The organism is Epilithonimonas zeae, assembly GCF_900141765.1.
Taxonomy (GTDB): domain Bacteria; phylum Bacteroidota; class Bacteroidia; order Flavobacteriales; family Weeksellaceae; genus Epilithonimonas; species Epilithonimonas zeae.
This window is the reverse complement of the sequence record NZ_FSRK01000003.1, coordinates 342,030-362,410: the sequence shown is the minus strand read 5'-3', so window position 1 is coordinate 362,410 and position 20,381 is coordinate 342,030. Positions and strand designations below refer to the sequence as shown.

The 20,381-nt window shown below is 35.1% G+C and carries 17 protein-coding genes; 8 read left to right on the top strand and 9 right to left on the bottom strand.

Annotated features, from left to right (window positions below; translation table 11 throughout):
* Positions 1-127: 127 nt before the first annotated feature.
* Positions 128-631 carry a hypothetical protein gene (locus BUR19_RS17905; RefSeq protein WP_139297422.1) on the bottom strand — a complete coding sequence of 168 codons (504 nt, stop codon included), beginning with the start codon at positions 629-631 and terminating at the stop codon, positions 128-130.
* A gap of 127 nt (positions 632-758) precedes the next feature.
* Here BUR19_RS17905 and BUR19_RS17900 point away from each other — a divergent pair, with 127 nt between their 5' ends.
* The 5 genes from BUR19_RS17900 (at position 759) to BUR19_RS17880 (ending at position 6,474) form a co-directional block, all read left to right on the top strand.
* Complete coding sequence (locus tag BUR19_RS17900; RefSeq protein WP_074236881.1) at positions 759-2,510, top strand: glycoside hydrolase family 3 protein; 1,752 nt, start codon at positions 759-761, stop codon at positions 2,508-2,510.
* A gap of 67 nt (positions 2,511-2,577) precedes the next feature.
* On the top strand, positions 2,578-3,729 hold the full coding sequence (gene bshA, locus BUR19_RS17895) for an N-acetyl-alpha-D-glucosaminyl L-malate synthase BshA (protein ID WP_074236880.1): 1,152 nt from the start codon (positions 2,578-2,580) through the stop codon (positions 3,727-3,729).
* Between the two features lie 226 nt (positions 3,730-3,955).
* Positions 3,956-4,756: a hypothetical protein gene (locus BUR19_RS17890; protein WP_074236879.1), complete on the top strand. Its 801-nt coding sequence runs from the start codon at positions 3,956-3,958 to the stop codon at positions 4,754-4,756.
* A gap of 198 nt (positions 4,757-4,954) precedes the next feature.
* The gene (locus tag BUR19_RS17885; protein ID WP_074236878.1) at positions 4,955-6,223 is read left to right on the top strand and encodes a DUF2851 family protein; all 1,269 of its coding nucleotides are present in this window, start codon (positions 4,955-4,957) and stop codon (positions 6,221-6,223) included.
* 14 nt (positions 6,224-6,237) lie between these two features.
* Positions 6,238-6,474 carry a PspC family transcriptional regulator gene (locus BUR19_RS17880; RefSeq protein ID WP_074236877.1) on the top strand — a complete coding sequence of 79 codons (237 nt, stop codon included), beginning with the start codon at positions 6,238-6,240 and terminating at the stop codon, positions 6,472-6,474.
* 171 nt (positions 6,475-6,645) lie between these two features.
* Here BUR19_RS17880 and BUR19_RS17875 read toward each other — a convergent pair whose 3' ends face one another.
* From BUR19_RS17875 to BUR19_RS17840, 8 genes are all read right to left on the bottom strand, one after another.
* Complete coding sequence (locus tag BUR19_RS17875; protein ID WP_074236876.1) at positions 6,646-7,419, bottom strand: succinate dehydrogenase/fumarate reductase iron-sulfur subunit; 774 nt, start codon at positions 7,417-7,419, stop codon at positions 6,646-6,648.
* Between the two features lie 23 nt (positions 7,420-7,442).
* A complete protein-coding gene (locus BUR19_RS17870) occupies positions 7,443-9,455 on the bottom strand; it encodes a fumarate reductase/succinate dehydrogenase flavoprotein subunit (protein WP_139297420.1) in 2,013 nt (670 codons plus the stop codon).
* A gap of 10 nt (positions 9,456-9,465) precedes the next feature.
* Entirely contained in the window at positions 9,466-10,125 is a 660-nt protein-coding gene (locus tag BUR19_RS17865) for a succinate dehydrogenase cytochrome b subunit (RefSeq protein WP_074236874.1), read from the bottom strand.
* A gap of 194 nt (positions 10,126-10,319) precedes the next feature.
* Positions 10,320-11,789 carry an RNA polymerase factor sigma-54 gene (gene rpoN, locus BUR19_RS17860; protein WP_074236873.1) on the bottom strand — a complete coding sequence of 490 codons (1,470 nt, stop codon included), beginning with the start codon at positions 11,787-11,789 and terminating at the stop codon, positions 10,320-10,322.
* A gap of 142 nt (positions 11,790-11,931) precedes the next feature.
* Positions 11,932-14,013, bottom strand: a complete 2,082-nt coding sequence (locus BUR19_RS17855) for a M13 family metallopeptidase (RefSeq protein ID WP_074236872.1) — start codon at positions 14,011-14,013, stop codon at positions 11,932-11,934.
* 105 nt (positions 14,014-14,118) lie between these two features.
* On the bottom strand, positions 14,119-15,567 hold the full coding sequence (gene asnS, locus BUR19_RS17850; RefSeq protein WP_074236871.1) for an asparagine--tRNA ligase: 1,449 nt from the start codon (positions 15,565-15,567) through the stop codon (positions 14,119-14,121).
* Between the two features lie 111 nt (positions 15,568-15,678).
* Positions 15,679-16,278, bottom strand: coding sequence for a CDP-alcohol phosphatidyltransferase family protein (locus tag BUR19_RS17845; RefSeq protein ID WP_074236870.1), 600 nt, complete (start codon positions 16,276-16,278; stop codon positions 15,679-15,681).
* Positions 16,279-16,280: 2 nt separating this feature from the next.
* Entirely contained in the window at positions 16,281-16,835 is a 555-nt protein-coding gene (locus BUR19_RS17840) for a hypothetical protein (RefSeq protein ID WP_139297418.1), read from the bottom strand.
* Between the two features lie 103 nt (positions 16,836-16,938).
* On the opposite strand from BUR19_RS17840, the gene BUR19_RS17835 reads away from it, so the two are divergent.
* The 3 genes from BUR19_RS17835 (at position 16,939) to BUR19_RS17825 (ending at position 20,379) form a co-directional block, all read left to right on the top strand.
* Entirely contained in the window at positions 16,939-17,865 is a 927-nt protein-coding gene (locus BUR19_RS17835; protein ID WP_074236868.1) for a transcriptional regulator, read from the top strand.
* Entirely contained in the window at positions 17,865-18,665 is an 801-nt protein-coding gene (locus BUR19_RS17830) for a helix-turn-helix domain-containing protein (RefSeq protein ID WP_074236867.1), read from the top strand. The genes BUR19_RS17835 and BUR19_RS17830 overlap by 1 nt, the downstream gene beginning before the upstream one ends.
* A 67-nt stretch (positions 18,666-18,732) precedes the next feature.
* Positions 18,733-20,379, top strand: coding sequence for a serine hydrolase domain-containing protein (locus BUR19_RS17825; protein WP_074236866.1), 1,647 nt, complete (start codon positions 18,733-18,735; stop codon positions 20,377-20,379).
* Positions 20,380-20,381 lie beyond the last annotated feature (2 nt).

The window sequence follows — 20,381 nt, the reverse complement described above, 5'->3', positions numbered from 1 at the left end:
TTTTATGATTAATGGAAAACAAATTTAGCAATAAAAATTCCAATTCATACTAATTTAGTATTATTTATTTTCAATCATAAAAAAAACCACAGATTCTGTGGTTTTAAACTTATTTGTGAAGTTCGGATTATAATGTTCCAACTTTGCTGTCATCGATTTTATATTTTGCGATAACTTCTTCGTAAGACATTTTCTTCAAATCTTCTGAATTTGCATTTTTTCCGTAAACAGCAGGAACTAACACAACTCTAAATGTTTGATTATTTAAATACTGTGGTGTAGTACTGATATCATAAGTTCCTCCGGCATATATCATAAAATCATTTTTAGAAAAATCAAAATCATAATCTAATTCTCCTTCATTCAAGTAAAGGGTTCTAGGTATTTGTTGCCATACAGGAGAGTTACCGGTTGTTCCAGCTTGTCTGAAGATGATCACATAGTCTTGATCTAGCATAGGATTATTGAAATTCTGTCCATAATGCCAACCATCCGTTGCATTATATGAAAAATTAACATTTCTCAAATCATACACTGCAGGATAATCGACTTCCACTGGTACATAATCATCATCATCATCCTTACAACTGAAGATGAATAAGCTACCAACTAGCAATAATAAAAGGGGCAAAAACTTTTTCATAGGTATAAATATTTTACGTTAAAATTTTAATTACAAATTACAGACCATAAAAATAGCTTTTTTCCGTGGAATTAATATCTTTATGGAAACTTTCTGAATTTTAGATTTTCAAAATATGAAAAGGTTAAGTCTTCTTATAATAACTTTTATTTCGCAATTTTATTTCACTCAGTACCAGCCGAAAAATATTTCCAATTCGGAAATCAAAAAAGCGAATGATTGGGTTAACAAAACTTACAATTCACTTTCGCAAGATGAGAAGTTGGGACAATTGTTCATTGTAGCACTTTATACCAATAAAGATGAAGCACACATCAGCCAAATTAGAAATATTGTTATTAATGATAAAATCGGTGGTTTGATTCTGATGCAGGATGATGCCGCGAGAGAAATCAATCTGGTTAATGAATTTCAAGCGAAATCAAAAGTACCATTGATGATCGGGATGGATGCAGAATGGGGGTTGTTTCAGAGAATAGCAAAAGCACACAAATATCCTTGGGCAATCACTTTAGGCGCCATTCAAGATAAAAATTTGATTTACGAGATGTCTGCGAAGATTGCTGAAGATTGCAAAAGAATGGGCATCAATTGGGATTTTGCGCCAGTTGTGGATGTCAACACCAACCCGAATAATCCAATTATTGGCAACCGCAGTTTCGGTTCCGATGTCAATAATGTGGTGAATTCTGCTCTGGCTTATTCCAATGGTTTGCAGAATAACAAAATCCTTGCAGCAATTAAACACTTCCCTGGACACGGTGATACAGATACAGATTCACATTTGGATTTGCCTGTCGTTTCTCACAATTTGGAAAGATTAGAGAAAACGGAAATTGCACCTTTCAAAGCCTTGATGAATAAAGGAATTGGTGGCGTTATGGTTGCGCATCTATATGTTCCGACTTTGGAAAATGAAAAGGGAATTCCAGCTTCGGTTTCTAAAAAAATAGTGACTGGCGTTTTGAAAGAAAGATTAGGTTACAAAGGGTTGATTATCACTGATGCACTTAATATGGGTGCAGTTGCGAACAGATTCAAAGCAGGGGAATTGGATGCATTGGCTTTCAAAGCTGGGAATGATATTATGCTGTTTTCACAAGATGTTGCAACGGGAAAAAAACTGATTCAGCAAGCGATTGATAAAGGAGAAATTTCCCAAAACAGAGTAGAAGAGAGTGTTAAGAAAATTCTTTTGACGAAGTATTATTTAGGTTTAAATCAATACAACAATATCAATCCAGAAAATGTTAATGAAGATTTGAACAATGCATCACATTCCGAAATCGTTCAAAAAATGTATTCCAACGCTTTGACATTAATTAAGGATGATAAAAAAATGTTGCCTCTCGATTGCAAAGAAACTTACTACTATGTTCCATTAGAAGAAGCACCTTATGAAACTTTTTTAAATCAACTAAATACAGGAACAACGATTATTCTTAAAAAAGCTTCAGAAATCAATACAATTCCAGCCAATTCAAAAGTGATTGTTGGTTTCCATAAAGATAATTCCACAGCTTACAAACCGTACAAAATTTCTGATGCGAGCAAGAACGTTTTATCAGAGCTAAGTAAAAACCAAAATGTGATTTTGAATGTATTTGGAAGTCCCTATGCTTTAAAAGATGTTGATATTTCTAAAGTTTCCACAGTTTTGGTTTCTTATGAAAATAACGACGATTCTATGAAAGCAACAGCAAATGGAATTTTGGGACAGACAAAAATCTGGGGAAGATTGCCGGTTTTGGTGAATGATAATTTAAAATTCGGAATGGGAATGGATATTGAAGCTAAAAATCCAGCCAATCAAACTGATAGAAAAAATAGCTTAGAAACAAAAAATTCTAAGACTGTAATTGAGTAAATTTGTTACGCTTTAAAAAAGCAAAAAAGTCTTTATACTTTTTACATAATACATTGTACAAAAAGAAATGAAAATAGGAATACTTTGCTATCCAACTTACGGCGGAAGCGGAATTGTGGCAACAGAATTAGGAATGAGTTTAGCCGATAAGGGCTTTGAAGTTCATTTCATCAGTTCGGCTTTGCCAGCACGATTGGACGTTACCAATCCGAATATATTTTTCCATAAAGTGAACGTTCAGACCTATCCATTGTTCCAGTATCAGCCTTATGATATCGCATTGTCATCGATGATTTATCGAGTTGTGAATCTTTATAAATTGGATATTCTGCACGCCCATTATGCGATTCCTTATGCTTATGCGGCTTTTACAGCTAAGCAAATGTTGAAGGCAGAACACAAAGATGTGCCTTTGGTGACGACACTTCACGGGACAGATATTACTTTAGTAGGTCAGCATCCAAGTTACAAACACGCTGTCGAATTTTCTATCAATCAGAGCGATACAATTACTTCGGTATCCGAAAGTCTGAAAAAAGATACCTTGCAGTTCTTCAATATTCAGAAAGAAATTCAAGTGATTACGAACTTTATTGATAATTCTGTTTTTGATGATTGCAAAACTTGTCAGAGAGAACAATTTGCGAGTGATGATGAGAAAATTCTTATTCACGTTTCCAATCTTCGTCCGGTTAAGCGAATTCAGGATGTATTAGAAATTTTCAAAAACGTCAACAAGAAAGTGAAATCGAAATTAATTATCATTGGTGAAGGTCCGGAAATGGAGAAGATCTCTGAATTTATGGAAAATAATCCGGAACTGATTGGCGAAATCAAATTACTCGGGAAAGTCAACGATTTGTATAGAATTCTCCAGTTGTCTGATGTTTTCCTTTTACCTTCTGAGCAGGAAAGTTTTGGTTTGGCGGCTTTGGAAGCAATGGCTGCGAGAACACCGGTTATCAGCAGTAATGCAGGTGGGATTCCGGAAGTTAATATTCAGGGCGAAACAGGATTTTTGGCAGAAACAGGGAACGTAGAAGCGATGTCCAATTACTGTATCAAATTGTTGAGTGATGAGAATCTTCTCGAAGAAATGAAAAAGAATGCAAAAGCGCAGGCAGTTCATTTTGATTTGAAAAATATTCTTCCGATTTATATTGATATGTACGAAACCACCATTGCGAAATTTGAAGAGGCAAAATATAAAGAAGTTTGATAGAATATTAACTTTTCAACTTATACAAAATTTTCGACTCCTTTCAGACTGACACTTTAAAATTAAATATTTAGTATTAGAGTTGTCACAATGAAAGGAGTCGAAGTGTTTTTAGGGAAGTATTTAATGTATAATTATTTGAACACTCATGTTTTGTTAAAAATTATTTTATAAATTAGAGAAAAATATTTCTAATAATTTATATAATCATCAAAAGCACAACATTATGAGTATTAAAAAACATTTTCTTGCCCTATTTTTTTTGTTCATTGGTTTTCTGGCATATTCCCAGACCGACACTGTTACAATGACCGATGGTAGAGAACTCCGTGGAAAAGTCGTCAAGTACAATCCGAATGATCTTCAATTTATACATCAAAACGAGACTCTTGAGTACACACTTAACAAAAAAGACATTTCCAAAATTACGTTTTCTTCCGGCCGCATCGAGTATCTTAATTCGACTGCTACAACTCCGAATACTTCTCAATCTAAAGATTACCAGAACAAAGTCGCGATTTTACCTTTCAGCTATGTGAGAGACCAAGAAAAAAGTAACGAAACGATGACTAAAAAAATCCAACAGGAAACGTACACGATTTTCAATTCCAAAAAACAAAACCTTAAATTCCAAGACCCGACGGAAACTAACGCGCTTCTGTACAAAGCAGGCATCAATGAAAGCAATTTGCAAGGCTACACAATGGGTGAGATTGCACACATCCTAAATGTAGAATACGTCATCAGCGGAATGGTTTCTATTGAGAAAACCAACACCTATACGTCCAACTACGGCAGTTCCAATACCAATGTTTCGCAGAAAAATAATGGTGCCAAAGTCAATTCCACAGGCTCTTCTTCTTCCACAACGTATCAGAATTATAACACCAGCATCACGATGAACATTTTTTCTGTGAATGGCGACAATCTGTTTACGCAGAATCATAATTCGTTTTGGCCATACGAAGATGCGTACAAAACCACTTTAGATTATCTAGCGAAACGGACGCCGCTTTATAAAAAGTAAATTTAATTTGGGCAGCTTAATCCGCCTTCCGCTCCCAATCTTTTCACTCCACTACGTTGCGTAAAAAGGATTTCCGCTCAAGTCGGGCTGCGTACAATTCTCTGGTAGAACTACGCTACATTTTAAAATATTTCTGTAACTTAACCTTCCGGAGTTTTTTCCTCGGAAGGTTTTTGTTTAACGGAAATCAACACACAAATGAACGAAGAAATATTACAGTATATTTGGAATTATAAAAAATTTCGGAGCTTCGATTTCGTCTCAACGGATGGAAAAGTGATCGAAATTTCAGATTTCGGAAAGTGGAATAAGAATTCTGGACCGGATTTTCTCTTTGCCAAAATTAAAATTGACAACATCATTTTTGCTGGAAATATCGAGATTCACACCAAAGCTTCCGATTGGTTTTTTCACAATCATTCCGGCAATCCTGAGTTTGGAAACTTGATTCTTCACGCTGTTTATATTAATGACTGCGACATTCCTGAATTAGAAAAACAAAATATTCCAACACTTGAACTCAAGAATTATATTGATGAAGAGCTGATTCAGAAACATCAGAATCTGAAAGCCGAACATTCTTTCATCGCTTGTGAAGAATTGTTTGATGAGAACAAAATTCCGTTATTTTTTGAAGAAACTGTTTTACTAAAAAAGTTAGAAGCCAAATCTCAAATCTTCCAAGAATCACTTAACAAAAATCAAAATAATTACGAAGCAGTTTTGTTTCAAAATCTGGTTTACACCTTCGGATTGAAAGTGAACGCAGAAATCTTTCTTCAAATGGCGGAAAGTCTTGATTTTGCTGTTATTCAAAAAATCAAGCAGAATGATATCCATTTAGAAGCTTTGTTTTTCGGAATTTGTGGATTTTTGGATGCTCCTTCAGACGAAATAATGCAAATCTGGAAACGGGAATTTGATTTTTTAAAGGTAAAATTTAATTTGTCAGATGTTAGGATTCATCCCAAATTTTCCAAGCTTCGTCCACCTAATTTTCCAACCATCCGATTGTCACAATTAGCCAATCTTTATCATACCCAGCCCAATCTTTTTTCTAAGTTGATGGAAGCAAAAACGATTGATGATTTGTACAAGATTTTCGGAAATGTCAAAGCTTCTGAATATTGGGATAATCGTTTTAATTTTGGAAAAATCTCGACAGTTGAAGGAAAGAAATATCTCAGTCAGGATTTTATCGATTTGATTATTATCAATACAATTCTGCCTTTGAAATATTTTTATCACAAAAACCATAATCCGGAAATAGTAGATGATATTTTTGACTTCTACAAAAAGATGAAAGCGGAGAAAAATTCGGTTTTGGATGAGTGGAAACAATTAGGAATGAAATTCGAAAATGCGTTACAAACACAGGCCTTTCTTTATCAATACAAACTATTCTGCAATCATAAAAAATGCTTAAATTGCAGTGTCGGTTTTCAGTTGCTGAAGACAGATGATTAATTAGATTAAAGAAAATGAAAGAGCCTAAAGTTATCAACGGTTTGCGCCACAAAATGGAAAGAGAATGGTTTGGCGTTTTGACGAGATACGGCACCAAACTGGGAATTCCTGTTTCAAAACTGCGCGTTTTCTTCATCTATTCAACATTTGCGACGGCGGGAATTTTCTTTCTTTTTTATCTTGGAATGGGTTTTATGCTTTGGGTAAAAGACTGCATCGTGACCAAACGACCAAGTGTTTTTGATTTGTAATTTAATAAAATAAATATGTTGGTGCCTTGCACCTCTAATCTATATCATTTAAATTCTACCAACATTTCGCGACTTTGTCGCTCCATCAACATAAAAAAAACCGATTGAAGCTTCAATCGGTTTTATATTTTGTAAGAAATCTAAAATCTGACTTCTAAAATCTAATATCTATTAAGAATTAGCTGTAGAAAGGTTTGCTGAAGCATATTCTCTGTTCATTCTTGCGATGTTTTCCAGAGAAATTCCTTTCGGACATTCTACCTCACAAGCTCCAGTATTGGAACAATTTCCGAAGCCTTCTTCGTCCATTGCTTTTACCATATTCAGAACTCTTCTTTTCGCTTCTACACGACCTTGTGGTAACAATGCGAACTGAGATACTTTTGCACCTACAAATAACATTGCAGAACCATTTTTACAAGAAGCCACACAAGCACCGCAACCAATACACGCTGCAGCGTCCATCGCTTTGTCTGCATCTTCTTTCGGAACCGGAATTGCGTTGGCATCCAAAGTGTTTCCGGAAGTATTCACAGATACGAATCCACCTGCAGCCATCACTCTGTCGAAAGCACTTCTATCAACAACCAAATCTTTGATTACCGGAAAAGCAGCACTTCTCCAAGGTTCTATGTGAATCGTTTCGCCATCTTTGAAATGACGCATATGTAACTGACAAGTTGTGATTCCTGTATCCGGACCGTGCGCTCTACCATTGATGTAAAGTGAACACATTCCGCAGATTCCTTCACGGCAATCGTGGTCAAAAGCCACTGGGTCTTTTCCCTCATTGATTAACTGCTCGTTCAGGATATCCAACATTTCTAAGAATGAAGAATCTGTAGAAACATCAGAAATTTTATAGGTATCGAATTGTCCCTTCGACTTATTATTTTTTTGTCTCCAAATTTTCAGCGTAAGATTTAAGCCTTTTTTTGCACTCATTTTTATATATTTTTGAATGGAGATTATTTGTAACTTCTTGCTTTAACTTCGATGTTTTCGTACACCAAATCTTCCTTGTGAACCACAGATTGATTGATGTCCATACCTTTATATTCCCAAGCGGCAACATATTTGTAATTCACGTCATCACGTTCTGCTTCTCCTTCCGGCGTAGAATGGTCTTCACGGAAATGACCTCCACAAGATTCATTTCTGTTCAGTGCATCGATAGCCATCAATTGTCCTAACTCTAAGAAATCTGCCACTCTGAATGCTTTCTCCAATTCAGGATTCAGGTTATCAGCCTCGCCAGGAACTCTCACGTCTTTCCAGAAATTATTTCTAACTTCTTCGATTTCTTTGATTGCTTCTCTCAAGCCTTCCGGCGTTCTTCCCATACCCACTTTGTTCCACATAATATGTCCAAGTTGTTTGTGGAAATGGTCAACAGTATGCGTCCCTTTATTAGTTAAGAAGAAATTAATTTTATCTTTAATTTCTTTTTCAGCATTGTTAAATTCCGGAGTATCTGTAGGGATTTTTCCGGTTCTGATATCTGCAGAAAGATAATCTGCAATCGTGTAAGGTAAAACGAAATATCCGTCTGCTAAACCTTGCATTAAAGCAGAAGCTCCCAATCTGTTGGCTCCGTGGTCTGAGAAGTTGGCTTCTCCAATTACGAAACATCCAGGGATTGTAGATTGCAAGTTATAATCAACCCAAACACCACCCATTGTGTAGTGAACCGCTGGATAAATCTTCATTGGCGTCTTGTAAGGGTCATCAGCAGTAATCTTCTCATACATTACGAATAAGTTACCGTATTTCTCCTCAATCCATTTTTTACCAAGATCATAGATCTGCTGTTCCGTTGGATTATGAATATGTTTTTCAATAGCGGCTTCTTTACCTTTTTTCATAATTTCTGTAGAGAAATCCAGGTAAACACCTTCTTTCGTGTCATTATTTTCGATTCCGTAACCTGCGTCACATCTTTCTTTTCCAGCTCTGGAAGCAACGTCTCTAGGAACCAAGTTTCCAAACGCAGGATATCTTCTTTCAAGATAGTAATCTCTGTCTTCTTCTTTGATATTTTCTGGTCTCAGTTTTCCTTCACGGATTGCGACAGAATCTTCAATTTTCTTAGGAACCCAGATTCTTCCTGAGTTTCTAAGAGATTCTGACATTAGAGTCAACTTAGACTGCTGAGTTCCGTGAACCGGAATACAAGTCGGGTGAATCTGAACATAACAAGGGTTTGCAAAATAAGCTCCCTTTTTATGAATTTTCCATGCTGCAGAAACGTTGGATCCCATTGCATTGGTAGAAAGGAAATAAACATTTCCGTATCCTCCAGAAGCAATTACTACCGCGTGAGCAGAATGTTTTTCGATTTCTCCAGTAACCAAGTTTCTTGCGATAATTCCTCTTGCTTTTCCATCAACAATGACTAGGTCAAGCATCTCGTGACGGTTGAACATCTGGATTCTACCTTTACCGATTTGACGGCTCATTGCAGAATAAGCTCCTAATAATAACTGTTGTCCCGTTTGTCCTTTTGCGTAGAATGTTCTTTTTACCTGAACGCCACCAAATGAACGGTTATCCAATTGTCCGCCGTATTCTCTACCAAAAGGAACACCTTGCGCAACACATTGGTCAATGATATTGGCAGAAACTTCTGCTAATCTGTAAACGTTAGCTTCTCTTGCACGGTAATCTCCACCTTTGATAGTGTCGTAGAACAATCTGTAAGTTGAATCTCCGTCTCCTTGATAATTCTTCGCAGCATTAATACCACCTTGAGCTGCAATAGAGTGCGCTCTTCTTGGAGAATCCTGATAGCAGAAAGCTTTTACGTTGTAACCTTGTTCAGCAAGAGTAGCAGCAGCAGAACCACCAGCTAATCCTGTCCCAACAATGATAATATCTATTTTGTCTCGGTTGTTTGGAGCAACCAAGTTCATATGATCTTTATGATTTTTCCATTTGTCCTTAAGTGGACCGTGAGGAATTTTTGAATCTAAACTCATAATTTACTTTTTATTATTGAGTAACGAAGTGATAAATTGCGATGATGATGAAACCTACCGGAATGATAACAGAATACCAGTTTCCGAAAGCTTTGATAAAAGGTGTGTACTTTGGATGTCTTGCTCCAACAGATTGGAAAGAAGACTGGAATCCGTGTGCCAAGTGTAGACCTAACAATACAAATGCAATAACATAAAGAGCAACTCTCCATACATCGTGGAACTTGTGGTGCAGCTCTTCCCAATATCTCAACTCATCAGGATTGTTTCCTTGGATATACTTATAACTGATTTCCGGAATCCAAAAATCGTAAAAGTGCAAAGCTAAAAATGCTAAAATCACAGCACCTGAAATTAACATATTTCTGGACATCCAAGTAGAATTTGCAGAACCTTGGTTCATTGCATATTTCACTGGTCTTGCATTGTTGTTTCTGATTTCCAGAACGAATCCCATTACAAAATGGAAAACAACTGCAAAAATCAAGATGGGCTGCATCAGAAACTGAACCGCAGGATTGTATCCCATAAAATGAGAAGCAGCGTTGAAACTGTCTTCGCTAAAGATGGAAATCATATTGGTGGATAAGTGCATCACCAAAAAAATCAGCAAGAACATTGCTGAAAGTGCCATAGCATATTTTCTGCCTATAGAAGACGTAATCCCTGCCATAATTCTATTGTTGTTTTGAATTTTCACAAATTTAGAAAATAGTTGAATCACATAACATTGAGAAATGTCAGAAAAATACAGTTTGTAATCTTTCTAAATAACTTTAATGGAATGTTAACAATATTTCAACTTTAATAATTATTCTATCTTAAATATCAATAAAAAACCTCGAAAAATAATTCCGAGGTTCTGTTTTATAATTCTTTTCTCAATCTTGCGACTGGGATGTTCAATTGTTCACGGTATTTTGCAATCGTTCTTCTTGCGATATTGTAACCTTTTTCTTTCAGTATTCCCACGAGAGCGTCGTCTGTGTAGGGTTTTCTTTTGTTTTCTTTATCAATTGCTTCTTGGAGGTGCATTTTGATTTCCTTGGTCGAAACCTCCTCTCCTTCATCATTCGTTAATGAGTCGGAGAAAAGATTTTTTAAATACACAATTCCGTTTGGTGTGTCAGCGTATTTACTTTTTACAACTCTGGAAATTGTAGAAATATCGAATCCTGTAATATCCGCAACATCTTTAAGAATCATCGGTTTGATATTCTTCTCATCACCAGTCAGAAAATACTCTTTTTGAAGCTTCACAATCGCTGTAATGGTTTGCAATAAAGTGTTTTGTCTTTGATTGATCGCATCAATGTACCATTTTGCGGCATCTAATTTCTGTTTGATGAATAGTGCGGCCTGCTTGTGTTCTGCAGATTTTTTGTCGTGAGAATAAGTTGTGAGTATCTCTTTATACTCGTCAGAAACACGAAGAGATGGTGCATTTTTGTTGTTTAATGTTGGAATGACTTGGTTATCCTTAACCTGAATTACAAAATCAGGAATAATTTCTTGATTAATTGTAATAGTCTGCGTATCAAAGTTTCCACCAACTTTCGGAGATAATCTGGAAATTTCGTCCAAAGCTTCTTTCAAATCTTCTTCTTCAATGTCATATTTCTGAAGAATCTTGTTGTAATGCTTATTTGCCAAAGCATCAAATTGATTTCTCAAAATGTTTCCCGCCAAAATCACTGCAGAATCAGAGCTTACTTTTTTCTCAATCTGTAAAAGAAGACATTCTCTTAAATCTCTTGCTCCAACACCTGGCGGGTCGAGTTTTTGAACATAGTTTTCCAAAATGTCGGTTACTTTTTCCTGAGTGGTATAAATTCCCTGAGAAAAAGCCAGGTCATCTACTATGGATTTTACGTCTCTTCTGAGATAGCCATCTGTGTCAAGGTTTCCAATGACATATTCTGCTATTTTTAGATCTTCGTCGTCTACGTTGGAAAGTCTGATCTGTTCCAACAAATAGTCGTAAAGTGACTGTCCCTCTGTTAATAACGATTGATTGTCAAATTCTTCATCGTCGGCAGAGTAATTACTGCTTGCGGTTTTGTAATTTGGTTCATCGTCGTATAGATATTCGTTGACGTCAAAATCCGTATCGATGCTTTCTGTACCTTCGTTTTCGTAAGATTCTTCTTCAGCGGCTGTGTAGTCGTCTTCTTTGCTTTCCTCTTCGTTAACTTTTTCCAAAGCAGGATTTTCTTCCAATTCTCTTTCCAGTTCTTCTTCAAATTCTAACGTATGAAGCTGGATCAACTTCATCAACTGGATCTGTTGAGGGGCCAATTTTTGCCCAAGTCGCATTTGTAGATTTTGCTTTAGCATAATTTTCGTGTTTGTCGATTAATGTCAACTTTACGAAGTTAGAAAAATATTTTTTAAAAACAATAAGTTTAGCACGATTTTTGATGAATGATATTTAACATAAAAAAACCTTCAGAATTTCTGAAGGTTTTTTCTTTGGTTTTTACCAGATTTTTATTCTGTTTTCCGGAGCAACATATAATTTGTCCCCAGGTTTTATATCGAATGCTTTTTGGAATGCATCCATATTCACCAATGGCCCAAAACTTCTGTAATAACCTGGCGAGTGTGGATCTGTTTTTACCTGATTGGTCATATACTTGTCGGTAGATTTGGTTCTCCAAACCGTTGCCCAGCTCATAAAGAATCTTTGATCCTGTGTAAAACCACTGATTTCTCCTGGGTTTCCGTGGTCTTTCAGATACATTTGCAATGCGGTATAAGCAACATTAATTCCACCTAAATCTCCAATATTTTCACCACTTGTGAATTTTCCATTCACAAAACTTCCTGACACAGGCTCATATTTATCATATTGAGCTGCAAGTTGTCCCACTTTTTCGTCAAAGTTTTTTCTGTCACTTTCCGTCCACCAGTTATTTAAGTTTCCATCGCCGTCAAATCTCGAACCGCTGTCATCAAATCCGTGAGAAATCTCGTGACCGATAACACCGCCAATTCCGCCAAAGTTAACTGCAGGGTCTGCATTGAAATTGAAAAACGGAGGTTGTAAAATGGCAGCTGGGAAAACAATCTCATTATTAGAAGAACTATAATAAGCATTCACCGTTTGCGGCGACATTCCCCATTCTGTTTTATCGACGGGTTTTCCTATTTTATCAAGATTTTTAGCATAGCTCCATTCAGAGATTTTCTGAAGATTATTGTAGTAAGTTCCGTTGTTGGATGCTAATTGCAAATTCAGTTTAGAATAATCTTTCCATTTGTTAGGATATGCAATTTTCACTTTGAATTTTGATAACTTTTCCAAAGCTTTTTCTCTGGTCACAGGAGACATCCATTCCAGATTTTCTATGTGTAATTTGAAGGATTTTTTGATATAATCTACATAAGTTTCCATTTTTTGTTTCGCCTCTGCCGGAAAATATTTCTCAACATAAAGCTTTCCAAATGCTTCTCCCAAAACACTATTGATCACGCCAAGCCCGCGTTTTTCCATAGAACGCTGCTCTTGTTGACCTTGCAAATATTTGGAATAAAAATCAAAACGGATGTTATCCAAATCCTTATTAAGATTTCCTGCATTGTTGTTCAACAGGTCATACTTCATATATTCTTTGATGAGACCAATATTTTTATCCGTCATCCAGGAATCCATATTTTGATAATATTTTAATTCTCCGATGATGACTTTGTCTGTGTTGACACCAACCGTTTTCAGATAGTCAGGAAGGTTAATGTTTTTTACTAATGGTTTTAATTCCTCGACAGTTTTAGGATTGTAACGCAAATTAGCATCACGGCCTTGTTCCAGAGTCAGAAGGTCTTGAGCCAGTTTTTTCTCGAAATCTACAATTTGCTGAGCAGTTGCGTCAGGAGTTTTATTTCCAAGAACTGTTTCTAGTTTGGCAACGTAACCTTTATATTCGGCTAGTGTTTTGGTATTGGCGTCGTTCACTTTTTGGTAGTAATCTTTACCTAAACCTAAACTGGGACCGCCAAGATAAACAGCATTCATTACAGAGTTTTTCATGTCCGCACCAACTCGCCATCCGTAAAAAGGATTATCGCCGGAAGGCGTTGCTTCTATCAGATATTTCTGTAAATCTTTTACATTTTTAATTGCATCGATTTTTGTCAATTGAGATTTTATAGGATTGATTCCTTCTGCATTTCTCTTATTCCAATCGATGAAAGTTCCATAAAGTGCCTGAATCTTTTCGCCTTCAGAATTAGAGCTAAATTTTTCCGAAAGAATTTTATTCAAAATGTCTAATGAAGCAACATCCACATCTTCTCTCAAAGCATTGAATGAACCCCAGCTTGGCTTATCCGATGGAATCACCGCAGTTTTCATCCAGCCGCCATTAACATAATTATAGAAATCATCCTGAGGTCTTACAGATTTGTCCATATAAGAAATATTAAGTCCTTCTTCTTTAATTTCCTTTGGCGCTTCTACTTCTTTTTTCGGTCCTTCTACTGAGGTTTTCTGTGATGTAGAGCAAGATTCCAAATAAAATGTTGCTGCAACAGTCAAGATGTAAACACTGATTTTTTTCATTGAGATTTATTTTAATACTTTCAAATTTATGGAATTTAATTTTTCTGAGTTTTTATCAATAAAAAATCCCACTCGATAAGAATGGGATTTGAATATTTTTTGAATTTAAAATTCTGCATTTTTCGGAGTCCTTGGGAAAGGAATCACATCTCTGATGTTTGTCATTCCTGTTACAAAAAGAACTAATCTTTCCAATCCTAATCCAAATCCAGCGTGCGGCACAGAACCGAATTTTCTTGTGTCAAGATACCACCAAAGTTCGTGCTCGTCAACGTGCATTTCTGCCATTTTTGTTTTCAGAACATCCAATCTTGCTTCTCTTTCAGAACCGCCGATTATTTCTCCGATTCCAGGGAAAAGAACGTCCATTGCAGCAACAGTTTTGTTGTCATCGTTCAGTTTCATATAGAAAGCTTTGATTTCTTTCGGATAATCAAACAAAACAACTGGGCTTTCAAAATGTTTTTCAACCAAGAATCTCTCGTGTTCAGACTGCAAATCTGCACCCCATTCTTCGATTGGATATTGGAATTTTCCTTTTTTATTTTCTTTAGAATTTAACAAGATTTCAATTGCTTCTGTATAAGAAACTCTCTTGAATCTTTTTGCAATCACATTTTCCAGCTTCTCGATAAGACCTTCTTTTGCTCTTTCTTTTTCTGGTTTTGATTTTTGCTCTTCTGCGAAACGATTGTTTAAGAAATCCAAATCATCTTTGCAGTTATCTAAAACATATTTAATCACATATTTCAAGAAGTCTTCTGCCAAATCGATGTTGTCTTCCAAATTATTGAAAGCAACTTCCGGCTCAATCATCCAGAACTCAGCTAAGTGACGCGTTGTATTGGAGTTTTCTGCACGGAAAGTTGGTCCGAAAGTATAAATTCTTCCCAATCCCATTGCTGCTGTTTCGCCTTCCAATTGTCCCGAAACTGTTAAGTTAGTTTTCTTGCCAAAAAAATCTGCAGAAAAATCGATTTCTCCGTCTTCGTTTTTCGGGATATTATTAAGGTCAAAGTTGGTAACGCCGAACATTTCGCCAGCGCCTTCTGCATCAGCTCCGGTTACAATAGGAGTGTTGATGTAGAAAAACTGATTTTGATTGAAGAATTGATGAACCGCAAAACTCACAGCGTGACGCACTCTGAAAACGGCACCAAACAAATTGGTTCTGAATCTCAAATGCGCCTGCTCTCTCAAAGTTTCCAATGAGTGTTTTTTTGGCTGAAGAATCGTTTTGTCTCTGTCTTCTGTGAAGTTATCTCCTAAAATAGTGATTTTTTTAGCCACAATCTCCACCGCTTGTCCAGCACCTTGACTTTCTACAACTTCTCCAACGATTTTCAGTGAAGAAGCCGTGCTTATTTTGTTTATTATTTGTTCGTCAAAATTCTCAAAATCAACAACGATTTGCAAATTATTAATCGTAGAACCATCATTTAGCGCAATAAAGCGGTTTGCACGGAACGTTCTTACCCAACCTTGTACGGTAATGTCGTGATGTAATACTTTTTTGTAATCTGCCAATAGGTCTTTAATCGTTTGTCTTTTCATTTTAGTATAAACTTTTGGAAAGTTTCTGTTTTAAAATTAAGTGAGTGCAAATTTAGGAAAAATCGAGGTAAGTCCTTAATTACATTTGGACTTTCTATGTTTTATGTCAAATCAATTCAATAAAACCGATTTTTTCAACGCTTTTCCATTTCGAATTTTCCAAGCGTGATAAGAACTTGGAACATCGAATTGCCATTTCGGTAAAATCAAAATGATTAAAATAACATCGATATGAGAAATTAAGCCAAGAATCAAACATAGATAAAATGCCCAGTTGGCTGTACTGAAACCTATCAAAAAAGTAAAAGCAATTAACAGACTTAATCCCCAAAGTTTGGAAAGCCAAGCGTGTGTACAAGTTTCTTTCCTGAATTTCCAAAAACTGATAATGTAACACAGAGCTTCCATTCCAAAAATCAGAGAAATACTTTTCCAATGGTCTTTTATGATTTCTGAATTCAGCCAATACGTTGCAAATCCGATTGCCAGCCAGAAAATCAAATCGGTTTGACTGTCCAATCTTCTCAATTTTTCGGATGAAACTCCAACTTTGCGTGCAATGATTCCGTCAAAAATATCAGTTAGTAATCCAAAATACATTAGAATTAAAATCAGAGTTCTTGATGTTTCGCCAACAAAATATCCTAAATATAGAATGGCGATTGCTGAAAGGAATCTTAATAAGATTAATAAATAGGGGATTGCTTTCATAATCAATTTATTGTTTTTTCAAAAGTAAAATAAGAATTAGTTGTTTTAGCATCGCCTATTACAACTAAAATTGCCATATAGAAAAAATAGTTGAGCTGAACTTGTAAATTATGATTTTTGTCTATTGTAAAACAAGACTTTTGAACATTCCAACCTCCAGCAACAAATGGAATTCCTTCAATCATAAATTGTTTTTCTCTTAAATACAAGAAACCATCTTTTTTTAATTTTACTTTCAGATTTTTGTCAAACAATAGATTATCAGAATCGATAATTTTGACATTCAGCCTTTTATTGTTAATTATTTTCAATATTAATTTCACATCTTTTATCTTGTCATATTTATTATCCCCACCTTTGAGAAAAGCAAATATATTGGTATCTCTATCAAAAACTTCGGTGAGAGTTTCTGTTCCAGAAGAAGAAATGTTTTTGTAAGTTCCGTCAATTTCGCTCAAGTTATTTTTATTGAAACTTCCGCTTCCAGTAGGGTTTTTAAAACCTGCGCAATTTGTATTCAATAGTACAACAAGGAACAATAAAACTAATTTTTTCATTTTCTTGAATTTTAAATTATAATTCAAAATTATTTCTGAAATCAAAGTTTCTCAATGCGGAAAAGAATTAATATTTTTTATAAATTTGTGAAAATCGCAAAAAGTGTATCAGGAACTTTTATTGAAAGAAATCAGAAACAAAATCGGGGACAAATCTCTGAATGACGAGTTAGCGAATGTCCTCAACATAAGCTACGACGCATCGCATCGAAGAACATCGATGAAGTCTAAATTTTCTCTGGACGAAAGCCTGCAATTAGCTAAGTTCTACAATGTTTCTTTGGATAGATTCCTTGAAAATAGCGATAATCTTTTGGTGAAAAAGACAAAAGCAGTTAGTAAAACTGAGGATTTGCATTCGTTTTTTGATAACACTTTGGATATTTTAAGTTCAATCACTTTTTCAGAAGATTCTGTGATTTATTATTCGGCGAAGGATATTCCGTTTTTTTATACGGTTTCGGATACGCTTTTGTCGAGATTCAAAATTTATGTTTGGATGAATCTTCTGAATTCTAAACAGGTTTTCATTCCGTTTCAGGATTTTCAGCCACAACAATTTAATTCAAAAACAAAAATTCTGAGAGAGATTTACGAAGAACAAAATGTAATAGAATTATGGAATGATATGACAATTTCCAGCATTCTTTTGCAGATTTCGTTCTATTTTGAAATTGGACTTCTCAAAAAAGAAGATGCTGTAAAAATTCTTTCAGAACTGGATGATTTGATTCATTATATCGAAAATAAAACCGAAACAAATTCTCGTTTTCAAATTTATCAAAACGAATTGGTTCATCTTTCCAATGATATTTTTATTAATAACGGGCAACAATCGACGTTGGCGATTCCTTGCAATATGTTTGGTTATCTGCTAATGAATGATTCAAAAACCTGTAAAGAAACGTTGAACTATTTTCAACATCAAATTAAGAACTGTAAATCTCTGAACACAGCTGGAAACAGAGATAGAAAACTGTTTTTCAACAAAATGTACCAACAAATCGAAAATCTAAAACAAAAATTGTAATGAAAAACCTTCGTAATGGCGAATTTTTCGGGCAGACCAATGAGAAGCTAAGTTTCGATGGATTGACCATTACGGATACAGAATACACGCATCCTTTTGTCGATTGGCATTATCACGAGAATCCATATTTCACATTTTTGCTTCAGGGAAATATGACGGAAGGGAATAAGAAGGAAATCTACGATTGTTCCGCCGGAACTTTGCTTTACCACCATTGGGAAGATGCACATTACAACATAAAACCGGATATTTTTACACGAGGTTTTCATCTTGAAATCACGGAAGAATGGTTTGAAAAATTCCAGCTTTCAAAGGAAAATGTTGAGGGAAGCTTCAATATCAAGAATCCTTCTTTCAAATTATTGATTTACCAGATTTTCAAAGAATCGAAATTGAATGATAATTCTTTTGAAGTTAGTATTAATCAAATTTTGCTAAATCTTTTCAGTCAATTGTCTAATCAAAAAATTTCTGCTGATAAGAACCCACTTTGGGTCAATAAGATTGATGAAATTCTTCACGAAAGTTTTGCGGAAAAACTGAATTTGACAGAACTTTCAAAAACTCTTAACATTCATCCGATGCATTTGAGTCGGGATTTTCAGAAATATTTTCAATGTAATTTGGGAGAATATATTAGAAAACTGAAAGTTGAAAAATCATTGATTTTATTGAATAAAAATGATTCGCTTTCCGATGTTGCTTTGGAATGTGGATTTGCGGACCAAAGTCATTTCAATCGTTGTTTCAAACAAAACATTGGCATCACGCCTTTGAAATATAAAAATTTACTGAAATAGTTACAATGTTAATTTCATTCTATTTTTTCCAAGATTGATGTTCTACATTTGTCTGATAAAATTTACAATGAAATCAATTTTCTTATTTGTCCTGATTCTCGTTTTCGGTTTTTCATTAAGCCAGACCAAAAATATTATTGAGCCGGAAAAAATTGAAAATCCAGTTCAGAAAAATCATTTAAACCAAATTCTGTTTTTAGATAAAGTCGTTCCGCTTGAAAATCTCAAAGAATCTGATTTTCTCAAAACAATGACTTTTCAGGAAGATAAAGATTTTGATATTCGGGTTTTTCTGGATAATTCTTTGGTCAATTATTTACACCAACTTGATAATTCTTTAACTATTGACGAATTACTTAAAAAAGGAAATTATCAATTCAATTTCTACGTTGATGGAAAATTGATTTACACCGAAAATCTGAATTCCGGAGCAGGAAAAATCGATGATAAAAAAGTCAAAACCAATTTCAGAATTCCGTTTCTGAATACAAAAAATGAAGATTCGTGGGGAAGATATCTTTGGTCTCGTTTTTATTTTGCCAACGGTGGAGTAGATGTGTTGGAAACAGGAAGTCATACTTTGAAAATAGAAGTCAAACCTTATTTGAAAACTTCAACTCTGAAAGTTGGAAACGTAATCGCGTCAGGAGAAATTCAATTAATTGTTCCGAAAAAATACGTTTCCGAAGAACAAATTGCAATTCAGAAAATCAAACCAAATAGCGGTTGGAAGGTTTCTGATGAGAAAATTAATCAAGAAAAAATCCGACTTCTGAATCAAAAGGTTGCTGAAAACAGATTTAGGGAAGTCACAGGAATTGTTGTCATTAAAAACGATAAATTGTTGCTAGAGGAATATTTCAACAGTTACGAGAGAGATAGCTTGAATGATACACGTTCTGTCGGAAAATCCTTTTCTTCAGCTTTAATGGGAATCGCGATTAAAGATGGTCACATCAAAAATGAAAATCAAACTTTGAAAGATTTCTATGATTTGAAACAATTCAAAAATTATTCTGAGAAAAAAGACAGCGTGACGATAAAAAGCCTGTTGACAATGAGTTCTGCTTTTGATGGGAATGATGCAGATTCGGATTCAGCGGGCAATGAAGAAAATATGTATCCGACGGACAATTGGGTCAAGTTCACTTTGGATTTGCCAATGACGGAAAGTAAAATCGGAAAAAACTGGCATTATTTCACATCCGGAGTTGTCGTGACCGGAGATATTCTGGACAAATCTGTTCCGAATGGTTTGGAAAAATATGCAGATAAAAAACTATTCCAACCGCTTGGAATCACGAATTACAAATGGCAATTCACGCCTCAGCAAAAACCATCTTTAGCGGGCGGATTGCGAATGAAAGCTTTAGATTTTGCTAAATTCGGGCAGCTTTATAAAAATAATGGAATCTGGAATGGAAAGCAAATTTTAGATAAAAACTGGATTCAAAAATCTTTCACCAATTATTTTGCTGATAATAAAGAATCAGAAGGTTACGGCTATTTATTTTGGAGAAAAGTTTACAAAGTCGGAAACAAAACCTTTGAATCTTATCAATCCAGTGGAAACGGCGGAAATAAAATCATTATTTTTAAAGAAATCCCTGTTGTAATCGTAATTACAGCGAAAGCTTACAATAGACCTTACGCTCATTCTCAAGCCGATAAAATTGTTCAGGAATATCTGTTGCCTTCCGTTTTGAATGAGTGATT

What these genes read in the sequence shown, in the direction of transcription:
- BUR19_RS17900 (WP_074236881.1), top strand. Translation starts at nt 759, where the DNA reads ATGAAAAGGTTAAGTCTTCTTATAATAACTTTTATTTCGCAATTTTAT.
- bshA (WP_074236880.1), top strand. Translation starts at nt 2,578, where the DNA reads ATGAAAATAGGAATACTTTGCTATCCAACTTACGGCGGAAGCGGAATT.
- BUR19_RS17890 (WP_074236879.1), top strand. Translation starts at nt 3,956, where the DNA reads ATGAGTATTAAAAAACATTTTCTTGCCCTATTTTTTTTGTTCATTGGT.
- BUR19_RS17885 (WP_074236878.1), top strand. Translation starts at nt 4,955, where the DNA reads ATGAACGAAGAAATATTACAGTATATTTGGAATTATAAAAAATTTCGG.
- BUR19_RS17880 (WP_074236877.1), top strand. Translation starts at nt 6,238, where the DNA reads ATGAAAGAGCCTAAAGTTATCAACGGTTTGCGCCACAAAATGGAAAGA.
- BUR19_RS17875 (WP_074236876.1), bottom strand. Translation starts at nt 7,419, where the DNA reads ATGAGTGCAAAAAAAGGCTTAAATCTTACGCTGAAAATTTGGAGACAA.
- BUR19_RS17865 (WP_074236874.1), bottom strand. Translation starts at nt 10,125, where the DNA reads ATGGCAGGGATTACGTCTTCTATAGGCAGAAAATATGCTATGGCACTT.
- rpoN (WP_074236873.1), bottom strand. Translation starts at nt 11,789, where the DNA reads ATGCTAAAGCAAAATCTACAAATGCGACTTGGGCAAAAATTGGCCCCT.
- BUR19_RS17855 (WP_074236872.1), bottom strand. Translation starts at nt 14,013, where the DNA reads ATGAAAAAAATCAGTGTTTACATCTTGACTGTTGCAGCAACATTTTAT.
- asnS (WP_074236871.1), bottom strand. Translation starts at nt 15,567, where the DNA reads ATGAAAAGACAAACGATTAAAGACCTATTGGCAGATTACAAAAAAGTA.
- BUR19_RS17845 (WP_074236870.1), bottom strand. Translation starts at nt 16,278, where the DNA reads ATGAAAGCAATCCCCTATTTATTAATCTTATTAAGATTCCTTTCAGCA.
- BUR19_RS17840 (WP_139297418.1), bottom strand. Translation starts at nt 16,835, where the DNA reads ATGAAAAAATTAGTTTTATTGTTCCTTGTTGTACTATTGAATACAAAT.
- BUR19_RS17830 (WP_074236867.1), top strand. Translation starts at nt 17,865, where the DNA reads ATGAAAAACCTTCGTAATGGCGAATTTTTCGGGCAGACCAATGAGAAG.
- BUR19_RS17825 (WP_074236866.1), top strand. Translation starts at nt 18,733, where the DNA reads ATGAAATCAATTTTCTTATTTGTCCTGATTCTCGTTTTCGGTTTTTCA.